Raw genomic sequence first — 15,699 nt, 5'->3', positions numbered from 1 at the left:
CTGGAAAAATGGGAAATAGGTATTGTGTCCCCCATTTTATGGACCGGAGAAGACGGCCTCGGCGGCGGCGGTGTACTTGCCGTCGGGGCCGAAGAGGACGAGCGGCGGCATGAGCTCCGTCGGCGCGCCCGCCGCCCCCGCGCGCCCCATCTCGATCAGGAACAGGTTGGCCGGTTCGCCTTCCCTCGGATGGACGAACCGCAGGCGGCGCGGCTCGAGGCCGCTCTCCCCCGCCGCTTTCAGCAGGTCCGCCCGCCGCTTCTCCGGGTAAACGAAACAGGCCCGGCCGCCCGGGGCCAGCCATCCGGCCGTCTTCCGCAGGATATCGCCGATGTCGCCGTGGATCTCGTGCTTGCTCGCCGACTTCTCGGCCGAGGCGCTCAGGAAGCCGGTCGACTTCCGGATGTACGGGGGGTTGGAAAAGATCAGGTCGAAGGCGCGCTCCGGCCGGAACGTCCGCAGGTCGGCCCGCACGATCTCGATCCGGCCGCCCAGGCCGTTGAGCTCGACGTTGCGCCGGGCCAGCGCCGCCGGCCCCGCCTGTATCTCGACCGCGACGATCCGCCGGAAGGGCTTGACGCTCAGCAGGAGCGAGATGACGCCGTTGCCCGCGCCGAGCTCGAGCGCCTCGTCGCCGGGCTCCGTCCGGATGAAATCGGCCAGCAGCGGGGCATCGACGGCGAAACGGTAGCCGCGCCTGGCCTGCAGGATGCGGATCCGCCCGTGGTAAAAGGCGTCGAGGGTCTCGGCGTCAGGCCGCGGCGCCGCCGGAGCCGTCATCCTCGTCCCCCTCGGTCACGACCACGACCTTCTCGGGCTGGACCTGGGCGTAGCCGCCCCGGATGGCGAACGAATCCTCGCTGCCGCCCTCCCGGTAGATGAGCCGGCCCTGCCCGATCCCGACGAACAGCGGCCGGTGCCCGGGCAGGACGCCGATCTGGCCTTCGAGGGTCGGCAGGAAGACGGCCTCGACGTCGGCCTCGACGAGCAGGCGCCGGGGAGTGACCACCTTCAGGTGGAGGGTGGCCGGCAATGCCTCGTTCATGCCGCCCTCAGCTCCTCGGCTCGCTTGGCGACCTCTTCGATGCCGCCGACCATGTAGAAGGCCTGCTCGGGCTTGTCGTCATGCAGGCCCTCGGCGATCTCCTTGAAGCCGCGGATGGTCTCCTCGATCGGGACGTACTTGCCGGGCCGCCCGGTGAACTCCTGAGCGACGTGGAAGGGCTGGGACAGGAAGCGCTGGATCTTGCGGGCCCGGGCCACGATGACCTTGTCCTCGTCCGACAGCTCCTCGATGCCCAGGATGGCGATCGTGTCCTGGAGGTCGCGGTAGCGCTGGAGGATCTCCTTGACCCGGCGGGCCACCTGGTAGTGCTCCTCGCCGACGATGGCCGGGTCCAGGATGCGCGAGAACGAGGCCAGCGGGTCGACGGCCGGGTAGATGCCCATGTCGGTCAGGGCCCGCGACAGGTTCGTCGTCGCGTCGAGGTGGGCGAAGGTCGTGGCCGGGGCCGGATCGGTAAAATCGTCGGCCGGGACGTAAACGGCCTGCACCGACGTGATCGAGCCCTTCTTCGTCGAGGTGATGCGCTCCTCGAGCTCGCCCAGCTCCGAGGCCAGGTTGGGCTGGTAGCCGACGGCCGAGGGCATCCGGCCGAGCAGGGCCGAGACCTCGGAGCCTGCCTGGGTGAAGCGGAAGATGTTGTCGATGAACAGCAGGATGTCCTGGCCCATCTCGTCGCGGAAGTACTCGGCCACCGACAGGGCCGTCAGGCCGACCCGGAGGCGGGCTCCCGGCGGCTCGGTCATCTGGCCGTAGATGAGCGAGGCCTTGGAGATGACGCCAGAGCCCTTCATGTCGAGCCAGAGGTCGTTGCCCTCGCGGGTCCGCTCGCCGACGCCGGCGAAGACCGAGTAGCCGCCATGCTTGAGGGCGACGTTGTGGATGAGCTCCTGGATGATGACCGTCTTGCCGACGCCGGCGCCCCCGAACAGGCCGATCTTGCCGCCCTTGAGGAAGGGCTGGATGAGGTCGATGACCTTGATGCCGGTCTCGAACATCTCGAGCTTCGTGCTCTGGTCCTGGAGCGACGGCGGCTGGCGGTGGATGGGATAGCGCTTGCTGGCGACGATGGGGCCCATCTTGTCGACCGGCTCGCCGATGACGTTCATGACCCGGCCGAGCGTGCCCTCGCCGACCGGGACCTCGATCGGGCCGCCCAGGCTCTCGGCCTTCATGCCGCGGGACAGGCCCTCCGTCGGGTTCATGGCGACGCAGCGGACGCGGTCCTCGCCGATGTGCTGCTCGACCTCGACGATGATCGAGATCGGCTCCGCGACGTCGAAGCCCTCGCTCGTCACCCGCACGGCGGTGTAGATCTCGGGCAGGGCGCCGCCCTCGAACTTGACGTCGACGACAGGCCCGATGACCTGGACGACGGTCCCGACCTTGGCGTCTTTCTGATTCATGGGCATTACTCCCTACTCTTTCTGCTTGAGCGCTTCGACGGCGGTCATGATCTCCAGGAGCTCCTTGGTGATGCCGGCCTGGCGGATCTTGTTGAGCTGAAGGACGAGGTCGTCGATGAGCTCCTCGGCGTTCTTGGTGGCGTTGTCCATGGCCATCATCCTGGCGGCCTGCTCGGCGGCCTGGGACTCGTAGAAGGCGTGGTGGATCTGGCTCTCGACGTAGAGCGGAAGGACGAACGCGGCCAGCCGCGCCGAGCCGGGCTCCCAGTCGGGGAGCCAGGCCGCCGACTCCTCGGCCCCGGGCTGGGGCGTGATCGGCAGGACCCGGTGGGTCATGATCTTGGGCGCCACTATGGACTTGAACTCGTTGCTGACGATATAGACGGCGTCGATCTCCTGGAAGGCGTAGGCCCGCATCAGGTCCTCCGCCAGGCCGCGGAGGTCGTCGCGGGTCAGGCGGTCGGTCCGGTCGCCGAAGACCCGGTCCGCCGGGTAAGGCCCCTTCCGGTAGTGGCCGGCCGCTTTCTTGCCGATGAGGGCGAGCCGGACGGACGCGGTCGCGGCCTTGCCGGCCAGGAACGCGTCGGCCGCGGCCAGGAGGTTGGAGTTGTAGGCCCCGGCCAGGCCCTTGTCGGCGGTGATGACGATGACCTCGACCTTCTTCTCGTCCCGGCGGAGGAGCAGGGGGTGGTCGCCGGCCGAGGCCCAGTAGGCAAGCCGGTCCATCAATTCCGGGAAGATGTGCCAGAACGGCCGGCCCTCCTGGACGGTCCTCTGGGCCTTGCGCAGCCGGGCCGTCGCGACGGTCTTCATCGCCTGCGTGATCTGCTCGGTGTTCCGGACGCTCTGGATGCGCCGGCGGAGATCGATCAGGGTCGGCATGCTACTTCAGGCCCTCCTTGAAGGCGCCGTTGAATTCCTTGAGGGCCGCGGCGATCTCGCCGTCGAGGGCCATGTCGATGGACTTCTTCTCGCGGATCCTGGCCAGGATGTCGGGATGGTTGCGATCGAAGTACTCGTAGAGCCTCTTCTCGTAGGCCCCGACCCGGGAGACGGGGATCTCGTCGATGTAGCCGCGGTTGCCGGCGTAGATCACGAGGACCTGCTTCTCGACCGGCAGCGGGGCGTTCTGCCCCTGCTTGAGGATCTCGGTCAGCCGCTCGCCCCGGTCGAGCTGGGCCTGGGAGATGCGGTCGAGCTCGGTCCCGAACTGGGCGAACGTCAGGAGCTCCCGGTACTGCTGCAGGTCGCCGCGCAGCTTGCCGGCCACCTGCTTCATGGCCTTGATCTGGGCGCTGCCGCCGACGCGCGACACCGAGATGCCGACGTTGATGGCCGGCCGGACGCCGGCGTTGAACAGGTCGGGCTGGAGGTAGATCTGGCCGTCGGTGATGGAGATGACGTTGGTCGGGATATAGCCGGAGACGTCGCTGGCCTGGGTCTCGATGATCGGCAGGGCCGTCAGCGAGCCGCCGCCGAGGGCGTCGCTGAGCTTGGCCGCCCGCTCGAGGAGCCGCGAGTGGAGGTAGAAGACGTCGCCGGGGTAGGCCTCGCGTCCCGGCGGCCGCCGCAGCAGGAGCGAGATCTCGCGGTAGGCGGCGGCGTGCTTGGACAGGTCGTCGTAGATGACCAGGGCGTGCCGGCCGCTGTCGCGGAAGTACTCGCCCATGGCGCAGCCGGCGTAGGGCGCGAGGTACTGAAGCGGCGAGGGATCGCTGGCCGATGCGGCCACGACGATCGTGTACTCCATGGCCCCGGCGTCCTCCAGGCTCTTGACCAGCTGGGCGATGGTCGAGTTCTTCTGGCCGATGGCGACGTAGATGCAGATCACGCCGGAGGCCTTCTGATTGAGGATGGTGTCGATGACGATGATGGTCTTGCCGGTCTGGCGGTCGCCGATGATCAGCTCGCGCTGGCCGCGGCCGATCGGGATCATGGCGTCGATGGCCTTGATGCCCGTCTGGAGGGGCTCGCGGACCGGCTGGCGGTCGACGACGCCGGGGGCCAGGCGCTCGACGAACATGTGCGTGTCGCTGACGATGGGCCCCTTGCCGTCCAGGGGCTGGCCGAGGGGATCGATGACCCGCCCGACCAGGGCCGGCCCGGCCGGGACCTGCATGATCCGCCGCGTCCGCTTGACGACGTCGCCTTCGCGGATGAGGTGGCTCTGGCCGAGCAGGACCGCGCCGACGTTGTCCTCCTCGAGGTTCAGGGCCAAGCCGTGAACGCCCTGGGGGAACTCCAGGAGCTCGTTGGACATGACCCGGTCGAGCCCGTAGACGCGGGCGATGCCGTCGCCGACCGAGGTGACGGTGCCGACCTCGCGGACATCGACCTCCTGGGCGAAGCCTTCGATCTGCTGCTGGATGATCTTGGTGATCTCGTCGGCCTTGATGCTCATGACAACCTCTATGATGCGGTCCCGAGTCGTTCGATGATGGCGGCCAGCTCGCCCTCGACGGAAGCGTCGTAGATGACGTGGCCCTTGCGCACGGTCAGGCCCCCGAGGAGCGCCGGGTCGATCTTGAAGACGAGCCGGACAGGCCGGCCTTCGGCGGCCTCGAGGCTCCGGGCCAGCCTGTCGCGCTGGGCGGCGCCCAGGGGGACTACGGACGCGACCTCGTAGCTCACGACGCCCTGCTTGTCGGCCCAGGCGTCCGGCAGCGCCTGGACGATCTCCGGCAGGAGGTCGAGGCGCTTGTGGTCCTGGAGGAGCTTGAGGAAGCGGGAGGCCTTCGGGCTCATGCCCTGGGCGGCCAGGACCTTGCCAAGGACGGCCTCGCGGATGCGGGCGCTGACGAAGGGGCTGACCACGGCCTTGGCCAGGTCCTTGCGGGATTGGAAGAGATCGAGGAAAGCGCGGATCTCCGCTCCGACTGCGCCGTATTCCCGGTCGTCCTTGAGCGCCCGGGCCAGGCCGTCGGCGTACCTATGGACGAGCGTCCTATTTCTCATGGATCTCGGACAGTTTGTCGATGGATTTGTCGATCAGGGCAGAATGAGCCTCCGGGGTCAGGCGGCGGCGGATGCGCTCGCGGGCGATCTCGGCGGCCCGGGCGGCGGCATAGGTCTTGAGCTCCCCGACGCCCCGGCGGGCCTGCTCGTCGAGCTCCTGGCGGGTGATCTTCTTGAGCCGGTCGGCTTCCTCGGCGGCGGCGCGGGAGATGCGCGCGGCCTCGCGCTTCCCCTCCTCCTCCGCCGCGGCCTTCAGGCCGCGGACCTCGCCTTCGAGCCCGGCCAGCTTGGCCTGGGACTCCGCCTCCCGGGCTTCGGCCTCGGTCCGGCCCGCCGCGGCCGCGCGGATGCTCTCGCCGGCATCCGCGGTCCGCTTGATCAGCATGGCCTTGACCGGCTTGCGCAGGATATAGCCGAGCGTGCCGAAGAGGAGGAGAAAGTTGACGACCTTGCCGAGGAAGTCCATGGCCGCGGATCCGCCGGCGCTCATTCGCCCAATATCCTCTTTTCGATGGTTTCGGCGATCTCCTCGGTCCGCTGGTCCAGCTCCTTCTTGAGCTGGTCCATCTCCCGCCGGATCTCCGCCTTGGCCTTCTCGACCTCGGCCCGGCCCTCGGCCTGGACCTCGCGGACGAGGCGGCTCTTGTCCTTGAGGGCTTCGGTCTCGGCCGTGCTGCGGACGGATTCGGCGGCCGCCCGGGCTTCCTTGAGGCCGTCCTCGATGCGCTTCAGGTCGGCCGCGGCGGCCTCGCGGGCGCTCTCGGCGGCCGCCCTGTCCCCGGCGATCTTGTCCGCCCGCTCGTCAAGGATGCGCAGGATGGGCTTGAAGAAGATCTTGCTGAGAATGAGGACAACTAGCCAAACGATGGCGAAGACTACCAAGGCCGTTGCGTCGATATTGAGCATCAGGCGACTATCCGGAGGCGGAATAGTAAAGAAAATAATAGCACGAAGCGGGCCGGACTTCAATTTCCCGGCGGGGATTTCCCGGACTGGCGGCCCGCGCGACCCAAGCTCAACTTGACCTGCCCCCCTCACGGGGATCCAGCCCTTGTGTTGGGATTAAGCTGGATCGAGGGAGGTGGAAATGGCCAGGAAGCGGTTTTCCCCGGAGCAGATCATCACCATGCTCCGGGAGGCGGAAGTCCTTCTCAATCAATGCCCGAGACTTTCGAACCGCCAACTTCAAGGCTGTTGGCGCTCTTGGTTGTATCGTCTTCAATCCCGTCTGCGACCTGGACGGGGACGGATCTTATGAATCACAATTCGAGACCTTGGAAGGCGATCCCGAGCATGCAGAACTCCTGGCGTCAATTGCCAGGATAAAGCTCGGCTTGTCGGAAGAAGCGTGGCTAGTGAGCAGGATGCTCAGATCGACATTGAGACAGCTAGCGGTTCGTAAATAGAGGGAGCTGGGCCGGCGGCCTAAAACAGCTTCAGGCGCTTGACCTCGCCGATGAGGAAGAGCGAGCCGGCAATGACGACGGGGGCCGGGGAGCCCGTCCCGCTGATCGACAGGGCCAGCTCGACAGCCTTGCGGGTGTCGGGCTCGAGGAAGATCGCGCCCTTGAACGGCGGCGCCGCGGCCAGGAGCTCCTCGGGGTCGGCCGAGCGCTTGTAGGGGACGCGGGTCAGGATGACCGTGGACGCGGCCGGGAAGAGAAGGCGGGTCATGGTCCGCAGATCCTTGTCCTTCATGGCCGCGAAGACGAGGACGACAGGCCGGCCGATGACCTCCCGGATGTGGGAAACGAGCGCCGTAACGCCCTCGGGGTTATGGGCCCCGTCGAGAAGGACCAGCGGTCGCCGCCGGACCGTTTCCAGGCGCCCCTCCCAGCGGGTCTCGCGGACGGCCTCGAGGATCTTGCCCTTGTCGATCGGCCGCCAGACCCGCGACAGGACCTCGGCGGCGGCGATGGCCGTGGCCGCGTTGGCGCCCTGATGGCGTCCGGCCAGCCCGGGCGAGAACTCGTAGCGGCCCCCTTCCCCCTCGTAGGCGAACCGGTAGCCGCCGCTGACCTTCCGTGCCTCGAGCGTCCGGCCGCGGCCGAAGGCCTCGGTGACCGCGGCGCCGCGCTCGCGGGCGATCCGCCTGATCTCCCGGAGGGCCTCCCCGCCCCGGACGCCGCAAACGACCGGGACGCCGGGCTTGATGATGCCCGCCTTTTCGAAGGCGATCTGCCGGAGCGTCGAGCCGAGGTGCTTCTCGTGGTCCCTGGCGATCGTCGTGATCACCGAGACGAGCGGCCGGACGATGTTGGTGGCGTCGAACCGCCCGCCCATGCCCACCTCGAGGACGGCCACGTCGACCCGGCGCTCGGCGAACTCCAGGAAGGCCAGGGCGGTCACCACCTCGAAGTAGGTCGGGTGGTAGACGAGCCGGCCCTCGGCCATCAGGCGGTCGATGACCTCCTTGAGGCCGCTCAGCCGCTCGCGGAAGCGCCGCGGCGAGATCATCCGGCCGTCGACGCGGATGCGCTCCTCGACGCGGACGAGGTGCGGCGAGGTGTAGAGCCCGGTCCGGAGCCCGTGCCGGCGCGTGATCTCCGCCAGCACGGCCGAGACCGAGCCCTTGCCGTTCGTCCCCGCGACGTGGAGGGACAGGAACTGGTTCTGGGGATTGCCCAGGGCCGCGCAGAGCGCGGCGATGTTCTCGAGGCCGAGCTTGATGCCGAAGTGCTGCAGCCGGCCGAGATAGTCCCGGCACTCCGCGGGCGTCATTGGGGCTTGTCGAGGAACAGGCGCAGGGCCCGGACGAGGTAGGGCTTGAGGGCCTTGCGCTCGACGACGTCGTCGAGCATGCCGTGGCCGAGCAGGAACTCGGCGCGCTGGAAGCCCTTGGGCAGCTTCTCCTTGATCGTCTGCTCGATGACCCGCGGCCCGGCGAAGCCGATCAGGGCCTGGGGCTCGGCGACATTGATGTCCCCGAGCATGGCGAAGCTGGCCGTCGTGCCGCCCGTCGTCGGATCGGCCAGGACGGAGATGAAGGGGATGCCGGCCTCGCCCAGCCGGGCGATGGCCGCGCTCGTCTTGGCCATCTGCATGAGCGAGAGCATGCCTTCCTGCATGCGCATGCCGCCGGAGCACGAGACGACGATGACCGGCCGGCGGTCCTCCAGGGCCCGCTCGCAGGCCCGGACTATCTTCTCGCCGACTACAGAGGCCACGCTGCCGCCGAGGAAGCCGAACTCCATGGCCAGGATGTAGACAGGGATGCCGCCGATCGCGCCGCGGGCCGTGACGACGGCCTCGGCCAGCCCCGTCTTGCGCTCGTACTCGGCGATCCGGTCGGCGTAGCGCTTGACGTCGACGAAGTGCAGGGCGTCGACGGAGTGGAGGTTGGCGTCGAGGACCTCGTAGGCGCCCTCGTCGAAGAGCATCTGCAGGCGCTCCTCGGCCGAGAGCCGGAAATGGAAGTTGCAGGACGGGCAGACGGCCAGGTTGTCGATGATGTCCTGCTTGTAGAGGATCCGCTGGCAGTTGTTGCAACGGGTCCAGAGGCTTGTCATGGGCATCGTCCTTTGGCGCTGAGCTTGGCGGCCCCGGGCCGGCGGCGGCTCAGGGCCTCGATGACCGCGTTCGAGTCGGGCAGCTCCTCGTCGATATCGTCCTCGTCGTGGAGCAGCCGCCTGATCGCCGCGATGAACGCGGCCAGGTCGAGAGGCTTCTCGAAATATTCCGCGGCCCCCATCCCGTTGGTCGCTTCCCGCCTGTATTGCGGCCCCTTGTAGAGCCCGGTGATGAGGACGACCGGAACCCGCCCCTGGGTCTCCTGCGAGATCTTCCGGGTCAGGTCGAAGCCGTGAAGCTTGGGCAGCATGGCCTCGAGGACGACCAGGTCGGGCTTCTCGGCCGTGAAGAGCTCGTACCCGGCCTTGCCGTCGGAGGCCGTGACCACGCGAAATTTCTTTTCCTTCAGCAGCTTGGCGAGACTATCGAGGCTCGCGGCATCGTAGTCGACGACCAGGATCTTCTTCTCGGACGGAGGGCACATGGCCTAGATACTGTAGGCAATCGGGGGGGCCTTGTCAAACCCTTAAGAGGGGACCGGGGGGAGGGAAAGGGCGGACTGTCCCTCCGGCGCGAAAAGGCCTAGAATGGGCCCGCCTCATGTTCAAGTCCCGCCGCCACGCCCTGGGCCAGCACTTCCTGGCCAACGAGGGCGTCCTGCGCAAGATCGCCGCCGCGATCGCCCCCGGGCCGGAGGACGTGATCGTGGAGGTCGGCCCCGGCAAAGGGGCCCTGACCCGGCTCCTGGCTGCCGGGGCGGGGCGGGTCGTCGCCGTCGAGAAGGACGAGCGGCTCGTCCCCGGGCTCCGGGAGGCTATGCCGGCCAACGTCGAGGTCGTCCATGGGGATTTCCTGAGGACCGACCTCGGCGCGATCCGGGCCGGAGCCGGGGTTCCCGCGCTCCGCCTGGTCGGGAATATCCCCTATTCGATCTCCTCGCCCCTTCTCTTCCGGGTCCTCGACGAGCGCGCCCTTCTTTCGGATTGCGTCTTTCTCGTCCAGAAGGAAGTGGCCGAGCGGGTCGTCGCAGGGCCCGGCACGAAGAGCTATGCCCCGCTCGGCATCCTGCTTCAGAACGAGTTCGAGGCCCGTGTCGCCTTCACGGTGGCCCCGGGATCGTTCTCGCCTCCGCCGAAGGTCCAATCGGCCCTGCTGGTCATGAAGCGCCGGGCCGCGCCGCTTCACGACGGCGCCGCCGGCGAGCCTTTCCGGGCCTTCCTCCGGGCCGCCTTCGCCGAGCGCCGCAAGATGCTCTGGAAGAACCTGGCCCGCCGGGCGACGCCGGCGGCTCTCGACGCGGCCTACGCGAAGCTCGGCATCCCCCGCGGCGCCCGGGCCGAGGAGCTGCCGCCGGACGCGCTCTTCGCGCTCTTCGGGGCGCTCAAAGGCCAGACTTAACCCTTTTCGGCCGATGGCCTGAAAACCCTTCCGCGCGGCGGGGACGCGCCTAGCTTTGGGCCGGTCCGGGCCCGGCTTTCTTCATGGTCCGGCAGCAGCACGTCTGGTAGAAAAGGCTCATAACCGCCAGGATGATGCCGGCTATGACGATGACCCACCTGGCCCATGCGGCCGGCCACCAGAAGATGGCCAGGATGGCGGCGGCGGCGGCCAGAATGAAGCGGCAGAAGCAGATCTTCATGGATCTCCCTCCTCTTCCCTAAGCTGTGCGTATTTTAACCAAGACCGGGGCCTCTTGGCAATAGGCATCATTTCGGGGACGCATCCTTACATGTCCCTTCTATTGGCCGGTCAGGGGCCGCGAACGGACATGGCCCGGAGCGTTATGCTATAATCCCGCCGTGAAAAAGCGTAAAAAGGGCGCCGCCAACGGCCGGAACGGCAAGAACGGCAAGGCCGCGTCCGGGAAGCAGAACCTGGCCGTCGAGGTCACCGGCGTCCTGCTCGTCTTCCTGGCCCTTTTCGCCTTGATCAGCGTCATCAGCTTCGATCCCAAGGACCCGTCCTTCGCCACGGCCCCGACGGCCGGCCAGGAGATCCGGAATTTCGCCGGCCGCGCCGGCTCCTATTTCTCCCAGGCCTTCCTCTGGTTCCTGGGCCTGGCCTCGTACATCCTGCCCTTCATCCTGGGCTACGCTGCGCTCCGGGCCGTCCTGCGCGGCTCGTCGGCCCACCTGCTCAAGCGGCTGGGCACGATCGCCCTGGGCCTGGCCATCGTCTGCCCGCTCCTGGCCCTGGTCTTCGAGTCCTTCCCGGTCCACGGCAGCACCGTGCCGGCCGGCGGCCTGCTCGGCGACCTGCTGCTCAATTTCCTGGCCCGCTATCTCGGCACGGTCGGCTCGTTCATCTTCCTCCTGGCCGCCCTGGCCGCTTTCCTGCTCTTCTCGACCCGCTGGTCGCTGGCCAGGACGCTGCGCTTCGCCAAGGGCGCCTTCGACTCCACGGCCAAGGAGGTCCGCATCCAGGTCACCGACCGCCAGGCCGCCAAGGCCAAGGACCGGATGCGGGAGAAGGTCCGCCAGAAATACGCGGCCCCGGCCGAGCCGGCCGTCCCAGACGCGAAGGCGGAGAAGGCCGCCCGCAAGGCCGAGAAAGAGGCCGAGAAGGAGCGCGAGCGGGAGCGCCGCCGCCAGGAGAAGGAGGCCCGCAAGGCGCCCAAGGCCGCGCCCCCGCCGCCGCCCCCGCCGAAGCCCGTCGCGCCGCCCAAGCCCGAGCCGCTCCTCTTCCCCGATCTCGGCCGCAAGGGCGATTACCAGTACCCGCCGTTCAGCCTGCTCGAGCCCGGCAAGCCGGCCGAGAAGATCAACCAGTCGGAGCTCCTCGACAAGAAGCGCCGGATCGAGGAGAAGCTCCGGGAGTTCGGCATCGAGGGCGAGGTCCGCGAATACCACCCCGGCCCGGTCATCACGACCTACGAGTACTTCCCCGCCCCGGGCATCAAGGTGGCCCAGGTCGCCAACCTGGCCGAGGACCTGGCCCTGGCCCTGGAGACCGAGTCGGTCCGCATCCAGCGCATCCCCGGCAAGTCGTCCCTCGGCGTCGAGATCCCCAACGACAAGCGCGAGATAATCAAGCTCCGCGACATCATCGAATCCGAGAAGTTCCAGAGTTCGCCCTCCAAGCTGACCTTCGCCCTGGGCAAGGACGTCCACGGCGGCGTCACGGTCACCGACCTGGCCGTCATGCCCCACCTCCTCATCGCCGGCTCGACCGGCACGGGCAAGAGCGTCGCCCTCAACGCCCTCATCGCCAGCCTCCTCTACAAGGCCACGCCCGAGGAGGTCAAGATCGTCCTGATCGACCCCAAGCGGCTCGAGTTCGCGCTCTACGAGGACATCCCCCACCTCCTCTGCCCGGTCATCAACGACCCCAAGAAGGCCCACATCGTCCTCATGGACATCGTCCGCAAGATGGAGGAGCGCTACAAGAAGCTGCAGGGGGTCAAGGTCCGCAACATCGACCAGTACAACACCCAGATGAAGCAGCTCATCGCCGAGAGAAAGGGACATCTGACCGACGAGGAGAAGCAGCAGCTGGCGCCCCTGCCCTACATCGTCATCATCATCGACGAGCTGGCCGAGCTGATGATGGTCGGGGCCCAGGAGGTCGAGTTCTTCATCGGCCGCCTGGCCCAGCTGGCCCGGGCCGTCGGCATCCACCTGGTCATGGCCACGCAGCGGCCGTCGATCGACGTCATCACCGGGACGATCAAGAACAACTTCGCCTGCCGCATCGCCTTCCGCGTCCCGTCCAAGGTCGACTCGCGGATCATCATCGACACGGTCGGCGCGGACAAGCTGCTGGGCATGGGCGACATGCTCTTCCTGCCGCCGAACTTCCCGCGGCTCGTCCGCCAGCACTGCTCGTTCATCTCCATCCCGGAGGTCCGGCGCCTGGTCAAGCACGTCAAGGGCCAGGGCACGCCGACCTACGACACCCGCATCCTCAACGTCGTCAAGGGCGACGGCGACCACCTGATCGCCGAGGACGGCGAGAAGGACGAGCTCTACGACAAGGCCGTCGAGACCGTCCTCCAGAGCGGCCAGGCCTCGGCCTCCCATCTCCAGCGCCGGCTCAAGCTCGGCTACGCCCGGGCGGCCCGGATCATCGACCAGATGGAGGGCGAGGGGATCATCGGCCCGTCCGAGGGGGCCAAGCCGCGGGAGATCCTGGTCGACCGCAAGGAGTTCTTCAGGAACAAGGCCCGGGCCGCCGAGCGGGAGCCGGACCGCGATCCCGGGGAATGAGCGCCGCGCCGCGGGCCCGGCCTTGCGGAATCCCCCGTCCTGCCGTTATAATGGCGCGGATGACCAAAGAGGGGAAAACCGCGCCGCCCGAAGATGCCGTCCTGCAGTACCGGCCGGTCATCTCCTTCCGCGTCCGCAAGGCCCTCGGCAGCTCAAACCCCGATTGGGAGGACGTGGTCAACGAGATCCTGACCCAGGCCGTGGCCAAGATCAAGAGCGGCGAGTTCCGCGGCGACTCCTCGATCGGGACCTTCCTCTACACCATCACCAGCCGCCGCATCATCGATTACATCCGCCAGAAGACGCGGATCCTCAAGCACGCCCCCGAGCCGGCCCCCTACCCCGACCCCCACGAGGAGATGGAGCACCAGGAGCGGGCCCGCCAGGTGGAGCAGGTCGTCAACGGCCTCAAGCCCAAGTTCCGGGACGTCCTTTACCTCTATTATTACAAGGAGATGTCCCGCGACGAGGTGGCCCGGGCCCTGGACATCTCCCCCCGCCGGGTCTCGGAGAGGGTCAACTACGCCCTCAAGCTCATCCAGAAAGCCGTCCGGAAATAGGTGCTCCGGTGTCCGTTCTGACCCGGCGTCGAGCGACTAAATCCGTGAAGCCCGATGAGGCTGCGGACATGAAGTCGTGTAAATACGAGCGCTGGATCGACAGCTATCTCCTCGACAAGCTCAAGCCCGAGGACCAGGCCGAGTTCGAGGAGCACTACTTCATCTGTCCGCACTGCTTCGCCAAGCTCGACCAGAAGAGCGAGATCGTCCAGATCCTGAAGAAGGAAGGGGTGCTCGAGGCGGCCGGGCAACCCTGCGAGCACGTTCACCGGCGGCCGTCCTTGTGGCGCCGGCTGCTGCGCCGCCTCGGCATCGGCCGCCAGGCCCGCCGCCGCTAATCTTCGATCTGCGGCTCGTCCGCCGGCGGGGCGATCCTCCCCTTCGACTGCTCCTCGAACCCCAGGCAGCACATCAGCCGGCCGCATTGCCCCGAGATCTTGGTCGGGTTGATGACGATCTGCTGCTTGCGGGCCTTCTGGATGGTCACCGGCTCGAAGGTCGTCATGAAGCTCGAGCAGCAGAGGCAGCGGCCGCAGACGCCCAGGCCGCCGATCATCTTGGCCTCGTCGCGGACCCCCACCTGGCGCATCTCGATGCGCATGCGCAGCTCCTTGGCCAGGTCCTTGACCAGCTGGCGGAAGTCGATCCGGCCGTCGGCCGTGTAGTAGAAGATGCCCTTCTTCTCGTTGAAGAAGTAGCGGACGGCGACGAGCTTCATGGCCAGGTTGTGGGCGGCGATGCGCTGGAGGCAGAGGTCGAAGGCCCGGCTCTCGCGCTCGCGCAGCCACTCGAACCTGCGGACGTCCTCGGGCGTGGCCTGGCGGATGACCTGGACCGCCTGGCAGGCCGCTTTGGCGTCGCGGCAGAAGCTCGACGTCTCGTCGACGACGACGGCCAGGTCGCCGCCGAGGTCGGACTCGATCAGGCAGCGGTCGCCGACGTGGAGGGGCAGGGCGCCGGGCCGGGCCCGGACGACGCGGCCGGTGGATTCCGAACGGACGCAGATGATGTCAGGCATGTCGCAGCTCCATGAAATCGGAAAAGAACGTCGTCGCCAGCAGGCCCTTGTTCATGTTGCCGCCGAGCTGGGCGAGCAGGGCGTCGAGCTCGGCCAGCAGGTCGAGGAGCCGGGGCGCGCTCCAGGACTCCGACGTCCGGCGGAGCCGGTCCTCGAGGTCCGGGTTGAGCAGGAGCGCCGGCTCGCCGCCGAGGCGGAGGAGCAGGAGGTCGCGGGCGAAGGACGAGAAGACCTCCAAGACGTCGCCGAGCTCCTCCTGGACGGCCTTCGGCGCGGCCCCGAAGCGCTCCAGGAACCGGCTGGGCCGGTCGCCCGACGAGAGGGCCTCGAAGAGGGTCCAGGCGCTCTCCCGGAGGGCCTGGACTTCGTCCCAATCCAGCTCCCGGGCCCGGTCGAGGTTGCCGTTGACGAGCAGGGCCAGGATGCGGGCCTGCTCCGGGCTGAAGTCCCGCGCGGCCAGGGACTTCTCGATCTCCTCCCGGCCGATCACCGAGAAGGACAGGATCCGGCAGCGCGACAGGATGGTCGGGAGCAGGAGATGAGGGCTGTCCGTGATCAGGATGACGTGGCTGAAGGACGGCGGCTCCTCGAGGACCTTGAGCAGGGAGTTGGCGGCGTGGGCGGTCATGTCCTTGGCGTCGTCGATGATGAACACCCGCTTCCGGCCGGTCATCGGCCGGAGATAGGCCATCTGCCTGACGATCTCGGTCTGCCCGACCCTGACCTTCTGGACGTCGACGGTCAAGGTCATGACGTCCGGATGGTTGCCGGCGTCGATGGCCCGGCAGGAGGGGCAGTCGTCGCAGCCGTCCGGGGCCGGGGCGGCGCAGTTGAGAGCCTTGGCCAGGGCCAGGGCCAGGGCCCGCTTGCCGACGCCCTCCGGGCCGGCGAAGACGAGCGAGTTGGGAACGCGGCCGCGCTCGAGGGCCAGCCGGAGGATCTTCTTGACCCCCTCGTTGCCCGCGACGTCCTTGAAGGCCAT

18 protein-coding genes are annotated in these 15,699 nt (G+C 67.9%); 4 read left to right on the top strand and 14 right to left on the bottom strand.

Translation table 11 applies throughout. The features are described from left to right. Positions 1 to 36 precede the first annotated feature (36 nt). From ABFD52_01185 to ABFD52_01135, 11 genes are all read right to left on the bottom strand, one after another. Entirely contained in the window at positions 37 to 780 is a 744-nt protein-coding gene (locus ABFD52_01185) for a methyltransferase (protein MEN6559375.1), read from the bottom strand. Next, positions 752 to 1,045, bottom strand: coding sequence for a hypothetical protein (locus ABFD52_01180; protein ID MEN6559374.1), 294 nt, complete (start codon positions 1,043 to 1,045; stop codon positions 752 to 754). Before ABFD52_01180 ends, ABFD52_01185 begins: the two co-directional genes overlap by 29 nt. Then, complete coding sequence (gene atpD, locus ABFD52_01175) at positions 1,042 to 2,469, bottom strand: F0F1 ATP synthase subunit beta (protein ID MEN6559373.1); 1,428 nt, start codon at positions 2,467 to 2,469, stop codon at positions 1,042 to 1,044. Before atpD ends, ABFD52_01180 begins: the two co-directional genes overlap by 4 nt. A gap of 12 nt (positions 2,470 to 2,481) precedes the next feature. Beyond that, on the bottom strand, positions 2,482 to 3,351 hold the full coding sequence (atpG, locus tag ABFD52_01170; GenBank protein ID MEN6559372.1) for an ATP synthase F1 subunit gamma: 870 nt from the start codon (positions 3,349 to 3,351) through the stop codon (positions 2,482 to 2,484). A 1-nt stretch (position 3,352) separates the two neighbouring features. Beyond that, complete coding sequence (gene atpA / locus ABFD52_01165; GenBank protein ID MEN6559371.1) at positions 3,353 to 4,870, bottom strand: F0F1 ATP synthase subunit alpha; 1,518 nt, start codon at positions 4,868 to 4,870, stop codon at positions 3,353 to 3,355. Between the two features lie 8 nt (positions 4,871 to 4,878). Then, the gene (atpH, locus tag ABFD52_01160) at positions 4,879 to 5,424 is read right to left on the bottom strand and encodes an ATP synthase F1 subunit delta (protein MEN6559370.1); all 546 of its coding nucleotides are present in this window, start codon (positions 5,422 to 5,424) and stop codon (positions 4,879 to 4,881) included. After that, positions 5,414 to 5,914 carry an ATP synthase F0 subunit B gene (locus ABFD52_01155; protein ID MEN6559369.1) on the bottom strand — a complete coding sequence of 167 codons (501 nt, stop codon included), beginning with the start codon at positions 5,912 to 5,914 and terminating at the stop codon, positions 5,414 to 5,416. The genes atpH and ABFD52_01155 overlap by 11 nt, the downstream gene beginning before the upstream one ends. After that, on the bottom strand, positions 5,911 to 6,330 hold the full coding sequence (locus tag ABFD52_01150) for an ATP synthase F0 subunit B (GenBank protein MEN6559368.1): 420 nt from the start codon (positions 6,328 to 6,330) through the stop codon (positions 5,911 to 5,913). Before ABFD52_01150 ends, ABFD52_01155 begins: the two co-directional genes overlap by 4 nt. 519 nt (positions 6,331 to 6,849) lie before the next feature. After that, positions 6,850 to 8,145: a folylpolyglutamate synthase/dihydrofolate synthase family protein gene (locus ABFD52_01145; GenBank protein MEN6559367.1), complete on the bottom strand. Its 1,296-nt coding sequence runs from the start codon at positions 8,143 to 8,145 to the stop codon at positions 6,850 to 6,852. Then, positions 8,142 to 8,933, bottom strand: a complete 792-nt coding sequence (gene accD, locus ABFD52_01140; protein MEN6559366.1) for an acetyl-CoA carboxylase, carboxyltransferase subunit beta — start codon at positions 8,931 to 8,933, stop codon at positions 8,142 to 8,144. The genes ABFD52_01145 and accD overlap by 4 nt, the downstream gene beginning before the upstream one ends. Beyond that, positions 8,930 to 9,418: a response regulator gene (locus ABFD52_01135; protein ID MEN6559365.1), complete on the bottom strand. Its 489-nt coding sequence runs from the start codon at positions 9,416 to 9,418 to the stop codon at positions 8,930 to 8,932. The genes accD and ABFD52_01135 overlap by 4 nt, the downstream gene beginning before the upstream one ends. A 116-nt stretch (positions 9,419 to 9,534) precedes the next feature. Between ABFD52_01135 and rsmA the strand changes: the two genes are divergently transcribed. Beyond that, the gene (gene rsmA, locus ABFD52_01130; GenBank protein MEN6559364.1) at positions 9,535 to 10,332 is read left to right on the top strand and encodes a 16S rRNA (adenine(1518)-N(6)/adenine(1519)-N(6))-dimethyltransferase RsmA; all 798 of its coding nucleotides are present in this window, start codon (positions 9,535 to 9,537) and stop codon (positions 10,330 to 10,332) included. 49 nt (positions 10,333 to 10,381) lie between these two features. Here rsmA and ABFD52_01125 read toward each other — a convergent pair whose 3' ends face one another. After that, positions 10,382 to 10,573 carry a hypothetical protein gene (locus ABFD52_01125; protein ID MEN6559363.1) on the bottom strand — a complete coding sequence of 64 codons (192 nt, stop codon included), beginning with the start codon at positions 10,571 to 10,573 and terminating at the stop codon, positions 10,382 to 10,384. Positions 10,574 to 10,733: 160 nt separating this feature from the next. Between ABFD52_01125 and ABFD52_01120 the strand changes: the two genes are divergently transcribed. From ABFD52_01120 to ABFD52_01110, 3 genes are all read left to right on the top strand, one after another. Further along, the gene (locus ABFD52_01120) at positions 10,734 to 13,139 is read left to right on the top strand and encodes a DNA translocase FtsK (protein ID MEN6559362.1); all 2,406 of its coding nucleotides are present in this window, start codon (positions 10,734 to 10,736) and stop codon (positions 13,137 to 13,139) included. A 59-nt stretch (positions 13,140 to 13,198) separates the two neighbouring features. Continuing rightward, entirely contained in the window at positions 13,199 to 13,699 is a 501-nt protein-coding gene (locus tag ABFD52_01115; GenBank protein ID MEN6559361.1) for a sigma-70 family RNA polymerase sigma factor, read from the top strand. Between the two features lie 68 nt (positions 13,700 to 13,767). After that, entirely contained in the window at positions 13,768 to 14,037 is a 270-nt protein-coding gene (locus ABFD52_01110; GenBank protein ID MEN6559360.1) for a zf-HC2 domain-containing protein, read from the top strand. Here ABFD52_01110 and ricT read toward each other — a convergent pair. Then, on the bottom strand, positions 14,034 to 14,717 hold the full coding sequence (gene ricT, locus ABFD52_01105) for a regulatory iron-sulfur-containing complex subunit RicT (protein MEN6559359.1): 684 nt from the start codon (positions 14,715 to 14,717) through the stop codon (positions 14,034 to 14,036). The two genes, ABFD52_01110 and ricT, sit on opposite strands and share 4 nt — an antisense overlap. Further along, entirely contained in the window at positions 14,710 to 15,699 is a 990-nt protein-coding gene (gene holB, locus ABFD52_01100; GenBank protein MEN6559358.1) for a DNA polymerase III subunit delta', read from the bottom strand. Before holB ends, ricT begins: the two co-directional genes overlap by 8 nt.

The sequence above is a fragment of the Acidobacteriota bacterium genome (genome assembly GCA_039683095.1).
GTDB lineage: Bacteria > Acidobacteriota > Aminicenantia > Aminicenantales > Saccharicenantaceae > RBG-16-66-30.
Note: the sequence above shows the minus strand (reverse complement) of the source record. Positions and strands in the feature narration are given on the sequence as shown.

Excerpts from the sequence above, each read along its gene's own strand:
- ABFD52_01135 (MEN6559365.1), bottom strand. The coding sequence starts at position 9,418 with ATGTGCCCTCCGTCCGAGAAGAAGATCCTGGTCGTCGACTACGATGCC.
- rsmA (MEN6559364.1), top strand. The coding sequence starts at position 9,535 with ATGTTCAAGTCCCGCCGCCACGCCCTGGGCCAGCACTTCCTGGCCAAC.
- ABFD52_01110 (MEN6559360.1), top strand. The coding sequence starts at position 13,768 with ATGAAGTCGTGTAAATACGAGCGCTGGATCGACAGCTATCTCCTCGAC.
- accD (MEN6559366.1), bottom strand. The coding sequence starts at position 8,933 with ATGACAAGCCTCTGGACCCGTTGCAACAACTGCCAGCGGATCCTCTAC.
- ABFD52_01125 (MEN6559363.1), bottom strand. The coding sequence starts at position 10,573 with ATGAAGATCTGCTTCTGCCGCTTCATTCTGGCCGCCGCCGCCGCCATC.
- atpD (MEN6559373.1), bottom strand. The coding sequence starts at position 2,469 with ATGAATCAGAAAGACGCCAAGGTCGGGACCGTCGTCCAGGTCATCGGG.
- holB (MEN6559358.1), bottom strand. The coding sequence starts at position 15,699 with ATGGCCTTCAAGGACGTCGCGGGCAACGAGGGGGTCAAGAAGATCCTC.
- atpA (MEN6559371.1), bottom strand. The coding sequence starts at position 4,870 with ATGAGCATCAAGGCCGACGAGATCACCAAGATCATCCAGCAGCAGATC.
- ABFD52_01145 (MEN6559367.1), bottom strand. The coding sequence starts at position 8,145 with ATGACGCCCGCGGAGTGCCGGGACTATCTCGGCCGGCTGCAGCACTTC.
- ABFD52_01150 (MEN6559368.1), bottom strand. The coding sequence starts at position 6,330 with ATGCTCAATATCGACGCAACGGCCTTGGTAGTCTTCGCCATCGTTTGG.
- atpH (MEN6559370.1), bottom strand. The coding sequence starts at position 5,424 with ATGAGAAATAGGACGCTCGTCCATAGGTACGCCGACGGCCTGGCCCGG.
- ricT (MEN6559359.1), bottom strand. The coding sequence starts at position 14,717 with ATGCCTGACATCATCTGCGTCCGTTCGGAATCCACCGGCCGCGTCGTC.
- ABFD52_01185 (MEN6559375.1), bottom strand. The coding sequence starts at position 780 with ATGACGGCTCCGGCGGCGCCGCGGCCTGACGCCGAGACCCTCGACGCC.
- ABFD52_01155 (MEN6559369.1), bottom strand. The coding sequence starts at position 5,914 with ATGAGCGCCGGCGGATCCGCGGCCATGGACTTCCTCGGCAAGGTCGTC.
- atpG (MEN6559372.1), bottom strand. The coding sequence starts at position 3,351 with ATGCCGACCCTGATCGATCTCCGCCGGCGCATCCAGAGCGTCCGGAAC.
- ABFD52_01115 (MEN6559361.1), top strand. The coding sequence starts at position 13,199 with ATGACCAAAGAGGGGAAAACCGCGCCGCCCGAAGATGCCGTCCTGCAG.
- ABFD52_01180 (MEN6559374.1), bottom strand. The coding sequence starts at position 1,045 with ATGAACGAGGCATTGCCGGCCACCCTCCACCTGAAGGTGGTCACTCCC.